Below are 7,051 nucleotides of genomic sequence, written 5' to 3'. Positions count from 1 at the left end.
GGGAGCACCCGGGGCCGAAGGTGCTGAGGGAGCACCCGGGGCACCAGGAGCCGACGGAGCGGCAGGCGCAGAGGGAGCTCCCGGGGCTGAAGGGGCACCCGGAGCCGCAGGCGCGCCGCCAGCAGCAGGGGCGCTCGGCGCACCAGGAGCCGCGGGGGCGGACGGTGCAGCGGGCGCACCAGGAGCCCCGGGGGCGGACGGTGCACCAGGCGCACCAGGAGCCGCGGGAGCGGAAGGTGCCTCTGACGCCTCCTGTGCAGAAGACGAGTCCGGGGCGTCCGGGGCGTCACTGGGAGATGCCGGAGCTGCGGGTGAAGCAGGAGCGGCAGGCGCTCCCGGAGCGCCCGGGGCGCCGGCACCGCTCAACTTGATGGGGCCGTTGTCGTCGCCATCAGCAGAGCTGTCAGCATCAGCGGAGCTGTCATCATCGGTGGAGCTGTCGCCCTCCGTCGAGTCCGACGTGTCTGCAGCAGGAGCGGCGGGAGCCGCAGGGGAAGCAGGCGCGGCGGGCGCGTCCTGAGTGGGAACGTCCTCCTGGGCCCCCTGGGTTTCCGGGGTCACCGTCTCGGAGTTGACCGACGTGTCCTCCGGCGGCCGCTTATCACCGTCGGACGGCCGGGGGGAGCCTGGTGGCGGGGGCGGGATGGGCATTGTGAAGTCTCCTACTGCTTTCGCTCGTCAATAGCGTCGAAGTTGTGGAACATCCTGGGCAGCTCTCCGGTGGAGCCGAAGACTGCAGTCTCGCAAATCATAACGTCTGGAGTGGCGATTCGGGCCATAGACGGCTACGCGGCCTGTACAGGTCAACCACGGCGGCAGTGTCCATGCACCCTCCGTCCTCTTCTGATTTGATAACTACCTTGGCATCAGAGTACCGGATGTGACGACGATCTCACCAAATCGTCCTGTGTGACCGAGCAGAGAAGTCCCGCAGGCCGAAGGATGCTGCGGCCTCTACTCCCCCAGCGTCACCGTCGTGCCGTCCGCCCCGACCCTGCACTCAAACTCCACCCCGTCCCCTCGGGCCCCGTAGGTGACGTCCTCACCCTCGACCGCGTGACTGAACACCTGCCCATCAATAACCCACAGGTCAGCGTCCTGAACGATCTCCGCGTTCCACATGTCGAACTCAGCGTCCTCCCCGAAACCGGTTTCCCCACGCACCCCGTCCTCGCACAACTCCCGCGCCTCGCTCTCGCGCAGGTCGCCCGCCCGGTCAACGTAGGACTCGTTGTACCAGCGCACGAGCGCCGCCCCCAGCGCCGCGGCCACGGCAACCACCGCGATGACGATGATCACCGTGCGGCGGACCGTGTTTTTCCTCACGCCTCCGAGTTTACCCGCTCCACATTGCTTCCCCGCTTGTGGTGCGGGATGTCGCGGGCATCGATGCGCAGCACCAACGCCAGGATGAACACCAGGACCGCGATGGCCGTACCCAGGTAGAACGCCACCTGAACACCGTCCACCAGGGCACTGATCGGGTCACCGGCCGAGGAGTTCGCCGAACCGATACCCATCACGGCGATGAACAGTGCGGTACCCGCGGCACCGGCGATCTGCTGGAGGGTGTTCAGGATCGCCGAACCGTGCGAGGAGATCGTGTCCGGAACCGCCGCCAGGGCATTCGACATCAGCGGAGTCATCAGTAGTGACAGGCCCACGTTCAGCACCACGGCCACGCCGGCGAGGTACCAGAAGGTCTTGTTCTCGTCGAGCATCAGCAGCATGCCCATGGCCACGACCAGCAGTGCACCGCCGGGAATGATCAGAGGACGGGTGCCGGACTTGTCGTACAACCGGCCCACGATCGGCCCCATGATGCCCATGATGATGCCACCGGGCAGGGTCACCAGGCCGGTCTGCAGCTCAGAGAGGCCCAGGACGGTCTGACCGAAGATGGGCATGATGATGATGAACCCGAACAGCGAACCGAAACTCAGCAGCATCAGGCCCAGGGACCAGGAGAACTCGCGGATCTTCAACGGCGTGGTGTTCAGCAGCGGCGCGGTGTGCTCCCCCGCGGCCTCGGCACGCATCAGCGAGCCCTGTCGACGGAAGAAGGCGATCAGCACGACGACACCGATGGCCAGGAAGATCACGGCCTCTGTCGGGAAGCCCTCGGCAGCGGCCGACAGTCCGGAGAGCCCGTAGATCGTCGCGGCGAAACCGATCGCGGACAGCACCACCGACAACAGGTCGAACGGGGGACGGCTCGGCTCCTCGAAGTTCTTGATCTGCCAGATTCCCAGCAGCAGCGCCAGCAGTGCCAGCGGGATCATCACGATGAAGATCCACCGCCAGCTCGCCAGCTCCATGACGAAACCGGAGAAGGTCGGACCGACCGCCGGGCCGACCGCCATCACAATGGTGACCAGGCCGAACACGGAACCGCGGCGCTCCACCGGGATCAGCATCATGATGGTGGTCATCAGCAGCGGGATGATCAATGCCGTTCCCGCCGCCTGCAGCACGCGGGCGACCAGCAGGACCGGGAAGATCGGTGCGACGGTCGCCAGGATGGTTCCCGCCAGGAACAGCGACAGGGCGATGATGTAGATCGTCCGTAGCGTGAGCCGCTGCATCAGGTACCCGGTGGTCGGGATAACCACGGCCATGGTCAGCATGAACACGGTGGTCAGCCACTGCGCCACGTCCTCCCCGATGTCGAACTCCGCCATCAGGGCAGGCAGCGCGTTCGACAGGGCCGTCTCGTTCAGGATCGCCACGAACGCGGCGGCGACGAGGATGCCGATCAGCAGCCCGGCGTTGACGCCGTCGGTCCGTGAGCTCCCGTCGCCGGATGCGGATCCGGCGGCGCCGGAATTGTTGGGGGTGTCAACATTCTGTGACATGGGGTTTTCCTCCCGGGTACTGCACCGACGACCTCCGCTGGTGGCGGGGTTTCGTCGGCAGGTGGGCTGCGACGGCGGATCACTCGTCACAGCGGCTCGTGCGCACCGTCCCGACGACCTCGGCGCCACACCTTCCCCCGGCGAACTGCGGACGTCAACCGCAAAAAAGACCCTCACACCGGAGGGCTCGTCGCGTTCGAGGCTGCTGGGGGACGTACTGGGTGCGGACCGCGGGGCCCTGGGCGCTGTTCGCTCGTCGTGGCGGGCGCAAGCCTAGCAAGTCTAGGAGTTCCGGGGGCCCCGCGCAACCCCCAGCGCCGCCGCCGTGCGCCGTGGGAGTTTCACACCCGGTCAAAGTTCCACATCGTGAGATGTACAGGTCAGGACGTTCCGACGGCCCGCGAAATCGCCGCGGGAGTGTGAAAGTCGCCGCGAGGACGTCCCGGACCGGACGGACGCCTAGGAGGAGGGGTTCTCGTCCTTGTCGGCGGCGGCATCCGTGGCCGCGTCTGCCGCGGAATCCGGCTCGGCGCCGGCGTCCGCATCCGGGACCTCGGCCCCCTCGATCTCCCCGGCCGCGGCAGCGTCCTCCGCACCAGCGGTGATGGCGTCGGTGCCAGCGGCGCCCCCGCCCATCTCCGCACGGATCTGGTCCAGGCGGGAGGCGGCGGCGAAGTCCCGTCCGCTGGTCTCGATCTCGGACATGCGTCCACGCACGCTGTTCTCGGTGAGTTCCTGCGCGCCGAGGGCGTTGGCGTAGCGGGCCTCTATCTTGTCCCGCACGCCGTCCAGCGTCGGCACATTGTCGTTCTCCTGGACGCCCTGCATGGACTCCAGCGCCTGGTTGGAGCTCTCCTGCATCTTCGCCTGGTCCACCTGTGCGCGGAGCTGGTCGATCTGACCCATCTGCTCCTTGAGCCGGACCTCGGACTGCTTCTGCTGCTGCTGGGCCTGGTTCGCCGCCTCCTGCGCCTGGGCGTGCATCTGCTTGGTGTTCTCGATCTCCTGCTCGACCGTCACGAGCTGCGTGGCGAAGATCTCCGCGGTGTTGGTGTACTCGTCGGCCTTGGCGGCGTCCCCGGAGGTGCTCGCCGCTTCCGCCTGCTGGAGTGCCGCGCGGGCGTTGTCCTGCAGCTTCTCCTGGTCCTTGACCAGGCGGTTCAGCGTCATCTCGAGCTGGTTGCGGTTACCGATGATCCGAGCGGCGGACTCAGTGACCTCGCGGTGCTGCTTCTTCGCGGCTTCGGTGGCCTGCTGGATCTGGACCTTCGGATCCGCATTCTCCTCGATGGTCGTGTCGAGGGACTGCATCAGGTACTTCCAGCCCTTGGAGAACGGGTTAGCCATCGCGGTGCTCCTAAATCCGTGAACCGTGCTTAACGGTGTGTAACTTCACTGTCGGTTTCCCAGCATAAACACTTTTCCCGGACGGCGGGGCGGGACGACCGCAGCCGGTCGTGCGCGGGGCCTAGCTGTTCTGCTCGGCGACCTTCTTGCGGACGTCCTCCATGTCGAGGCCCTCGACCTGCACGATGAGGTCCTTCAGTGCCTTCGGGGGAAGGGCGCCGGCGTCACGGTAGACCAGGATGCCGTCCCGGAAGACCATCAGCGTCGGGATGGACTGGATCTGCAGTGCGGCGGCGATGTCCTGGTTGGCCTCCGTGTCGACCTTGCCGAACGTGTAGTCGCCGTACTCCTCGGACGTCTTCTCGTAGACCGGGCTGAAGCGCTTGCAGGGGCCACACCAGTCGGCCCAGAAGTCGAGCAGCACAATGCCGTCCCCCTGGATGGTGTCCTGGAAGTTCTCGCTGGTGATTGTGGTGGTTGCCATGGGCTCTACCTCTTCTGCCTTTCGGTGTGTCTGTTGTGCGACGGTTCTCGGCTCGCTCCCCGGTTCAACGCCGCCGGGACCTCCCGCTATTCCCTTCCCCACCGTACCGGCGTTCTCCCCCGCGCGCCGGACGCCTCCATTAAGCTATGGATCTATGACTAGCACCGGCACGTACAAGCTCTGGCAGAAGGTCACGAAGAACGGCAGCAGCACCCTGGGCCGCGGCCTGTTCTCCGTGGGCTACAGCATCAAGGCACCGTACTTCCGGACCGTCCTGCCCCGCGTCCGGGTCGTCGAGCCGGGCAGGGCCGTCGTCCGTATCGGCGACTGGTGGGGGGTGCGCAACCACATCGGCACCTACCACGTCATCGCCGCGCTCAACGGTGCCGAGGCCGCGATGGGTGTGCTGTGCGAGGCGACCGTCCCGACCAGCCACCGGTGGCTGCCGCGCGGGATGCGCGCCGACTACCCCGCGAAATCGACCGGTGGACTCACCGTCACCGCCACGGCGGACTTCCCGGACTTCTCCGGGATCACCCCGGAGACCGGCGGCCAACTGGTCACCCTCGACATCGCCCTGATCGACGACGCCGGCAACGAGCCCGTCCATGCCGAGATCGATGCCTGGGTCAGCGCGAAGAAGCCCAAGTAGAACCACATAAACCGGCATTTCCGGCCATCACCCCCGGGTACCCGGGCCGCTACCATCGTGTGACAGTCACACCATCACACGAGAGGAACCACCATGCCGGATCAACAGGCCTTCGCAGGACGCGTCGCACTCGTCACCGGTGCCGGGTCGGGAATCGGCGAGGCTGTCGCCGTCGACCTCGCATCGCTGGGCGCCAAGGTCATCGTCGCGGACATCAACCTGGGTGCCGCGCAGTCCGTCGCCGACGGCATCACCACCAACGGCGGCGAGGCCACCGCACTGGAGTCGGACGCATCGAAGGCGGAGGACGCAGAGGCCGCCGTCGAGTTCGCCGTGGAGACCTACGGCAAGCTCAACTACGCGGTGAACAACGCAGGGATCTCCGGGGCATCCAGCCCGGTCGGCGAACTGGACACCGCCGACTGGGACACCGTCATCGGCATCAACCTCAACGGGGTCCTCTACGGCATGCGCCACCAGGTCCCCGCACTGCTGGACGCCGGCGCGGACGAGAGCGCAATCGTCAACATGGCCTCGATCCACGGCACTGTCGCCGCCCCGAACAACGCCGCCTACACCGCCGCCAAGCACGGCGTGGTCGGGCTGACGAAGAACGCCGCAGCGGAGTACGGCCCGGCCGGGCTGCGGGTCAACGCCGTCGGCCCCGCCTACATCGACACTCCCCTGCTGCAGGACTTTCCCCCGGAAGTCAAGGAGGCGCTGGTCGCCAAGCACCCGCTCGGTCGCCTGGGGCGCGCTGAGGAGGTCGCCACGCTGGTCCGGTTCCTGCTGTCGGACGAGGCTTCCTTCATCACCGGGTCCTACCACCTGGTGGACGGCGGTTACACCGCGGTGTAGGTGGGGCGCGGGCTCACCAGTCGGTGAGCCAGTGCCCCAGGGCGAAGGCACCGACCGCGAGCAGTGCCATCGCGGTCACCGAGACCAGTGCGGGGACGGTGAGCCGGCGGCGGAACAGGCCCACCGCATCCACGGAGACGGTGGAGAAGGTGGTGAACCCGCCACACAGGCCGGTGCCGACCAGCGCGACCGCCCACCAGCTGTCGGTGAGCCCGAAAAGCAGTCCCAGGACCAGGGAGCCGAGGGTGTTGATCACCAGCAGGCTCACCAGCAGGTCGCTGGTGTTGTGTGCCTTGATCAGGGTGTCCAGCCGCCAGCGCAGCCAGGAGCCGGCGCCACCGCCGAAGGCGACGAGAAGTGCCGCCACCAGGGAGATCTCTCCGGTCATGCCGTCCCCTCCCCACCGCGGTCGGTGTCGGCGGTGAGCCTCTCGCCGCACCAGATGCCTGCCCGGGCGAGCAGCAGCCCGAACACGACGGTGCCGACCACGTAGACGACGGGTCCGAGTGGGCCCCCGGCGTCCTGCACCGTGGCGGCGGCGATCGCGGAGTAGGACGTGAACCCGCCCAGCAGCCCGGTACCGAGGGTCAGCCGGACCCGTTCCCGGCGTCCCGTCCCGCCCTTGCGGCCGGTGTCCCGGACGAAGGGCAGGTAGCCCACCAGCAGACCCATGGCGAAGGCGCCGACGAGGTTCACGACCACCAGCGGCCACAACGATCCGTCCACCCCGGTATCCACGGTGAACGTCCAACGCAGGAAAGCGCCGACGGCCCCGCCTGCGAAGACGAGGGCACCGGCGCTGCGGGGGGCTGTCGGGCTCCCCTGGGGGGTGGAAACGGACGTCATGTCCGTGAT

The 7,051-nt window shown here is 67.5% G+C and carries 9 protein-coding genes; 3 read left to right on the top strand and 6 right to left on the bottom strand.

All coding sequences use genetic code 11. The features are described from left to right. On the top strand, positions 1 to 371 hold a 371-nt coding region (locus ACTIL2_RS04710; protein ID WP_442336302.1), incomplete at its 5' end, for a hypothetical protein. Positions 372 to 954: 583 nt separating this feature from the next. Here ACTIL2_RS04710 and ACTIL2_RS04705 read toward each other — a convergent pair. The 4 genes from ACTIL2_RS04705 to trxA all read right to left on the bottom strand — a co-directional run bounded on the left by ACTIL2_RS04705 (position 955) and on the right by trxA (position 4,686). Next, on the bottom strand, positions 955 to 1,326 hold the full coding sequence (locus tag ACTIL2_RS04705) for a hypothetical protein (RefSeq protein ID WP_442336301.1): 372 nt from the start codon (positions 1,324 to 1,326) through the stop codon (positions 955 to 957). After that, on the bottom strand, positions 1,323 to 2,855 hold the full coding sequence (locus tag ACTIL2_RS04700) for an MDR family MFS transporter (RefSeq protein WP_442336300.1): 1,533 nt from the start codon (positions 2,853 to 2,855) through the stop codon (positions 1,323 to 1,325). Before ACTIL2_RS04700 ends, ACTIL2_RS04705 begins: the two co-directional genes overlap by 4 nt. Before the next feature lie 459 nt (positions 2,856 to 3,314). Then, positions 3,315 to 4,202, bottom strand: a complete 888-nt coding sequence (locus ACTIL2_RS04695; protein WP_442336299.1) for a PspA/IM30 family protein — start codon at positions 4,200 to 4,202, stop codon at positions 3,315 to 3,317. 121 nt (positions 4,203 to 4,323) lie between these two features. Continuing rightward, the gene (trxA, locus tag ACTIL2_RS04690) at positions 4,324 to 4,686 is read right to left on the bottom strand and encodes a thioredoxin (protein WP_442336298.1); all 363 of its coding nucleotides are present in this window, start codon (positions 4,684 to 4,686) and stop codon (positions 4,324 to 4,326) included. A 154-nt stretch (positions 4,687 to 4,840) separates the two neighbouring features. Here trxA and ACTIL2_RS04685 point away from each other — a divergent pair, with 154 nt between their 5' ends. Both ACTIL2_RS04685 and ACTIL2_RS04680 read left to right on the top strand, forming a co-directional pair. Continuing rightward, positions 4,841 to 5,338, top strand: coding sequence for a hotdog fold domain-containing protein (locus tag ACTIL2_RS04685; protein WP_442336297.1), 498 nt, complete (start codon positions 4,841 to 4,843; stop codon positions 5,336 to 5,338). A 93-nt stretch (positions 5,339 to 5,431) separates the two neighbouring features. Then, the gene (locus ACTIL2_RS04680) at positions 5,432 to 6,196 is read left to right on the top strand and encodes an SDR family NAD(P)-dependent oxidoreductase (RefSeq protein WP_442336296.1); all 765 of its coding nucleotides are present in this window, start codon (positions 5,432 to 5,434) and stop codon (positions 6,194 to 6,196) included. A gap of 13 nt (positions 6,197 to 6,209) precedes the next feature. Here the strand turns inward: ACTIL2_RS04680 and ACTIL2_RS04675 are convergent, their stop codons facing one another. Continuing rightward, positions 6,210 to 6,584, bottom strand: coding sequence for a fluoride efflux transporter FluC (locus tag ACTIL2_RS04675; protein WP_442336295.1), 375 nt, complete (start codon positions 6,582 to 6,584; stop codon positions 6,210 to 6,212). Then, a complete protein-coding gene (locus ACTIL2_RS04670; RefSeq protein WP_442336294.1) occupies positions 6,581 to 7,042 on the bottom strand; it encodes a CrcB family protein in 462 nt (153 codons plus the stop codon). Before ACTIL2_RS04670 ends, ACTIL2_RS04675 begins: the two co-directional genes overlap by 4 nt. Between the last annotated feature and the right edge of the window lie 9 nt (positions 7,043 to 7,051).

It is taken from the genome of Corynebacterium sp. (assembly GCF_052107835.1).
Lineage (GTDB): Bacteria > Actinomycetota > Actinomycetes > Mycobacteriales > Mycobacteriaceae > Corynebacterium.
The sequence above is the reverse complement of the archived record's forward strand: the minus strand, read 5'-3'. Positions and strand labels throughout refer to the sequence as shown.

Excerpts from the sequence above, each read along its gene's own strand:
- ACTIL2_RS04700 (WP_442336300.1), bottom strand. The coding sequence starts at position 2,855 with ATGTCACAGAATGTTGACACCCCCAACAATTCCGGCGCCGCCGGATCC.
- ACTIL2_RS04695 (WP_442336299.1), bottom strand. The coding sequence starts at position 4,202 with ATGGCTAACCCGTTCTCCAAGGGCTGGAAGTACCTGATGCAGTCCCTC.
- trxA (WP_442336298.1), bottom strand. The coding sequence starts at position 4,686 with ATGGCAACCACCACAATCACCAGCGAGAACTTCCAGGACACCATCCAG.
- ACTIL2_RS04685 (WP_442336297.1), top strand. The coding sequence starts at position 4,841 with ATGACTAGCACCGGCACGTACAAGCTCTGGCAGAAGGTCACGAAGAAC.
- ACTIL2_RS04680 (WP_442336296.1), top strand. The coding sequence starts at position 5,432 with ATGCCGGATCAACAGGCCTTCGCAGGACGCGTCGCACTCGTCACCGGT.
- ACTIL2_RS04675 (WP_442336295.1), bottom strand. The coding sequence starts at position 6,584 with ATGACCGGAGAGATCTCCCTGGTGGCGGCACTTCTCGTCGCCTTCGGC.
- ACTIL2_RS04670 (WP_442336294.1), bottom strand. The coding sequence starts at position 7,042 with ATGACGTCCGTTTCCACCCCCCAGGGGAGCCCGACAGCCCCCCGCAGC.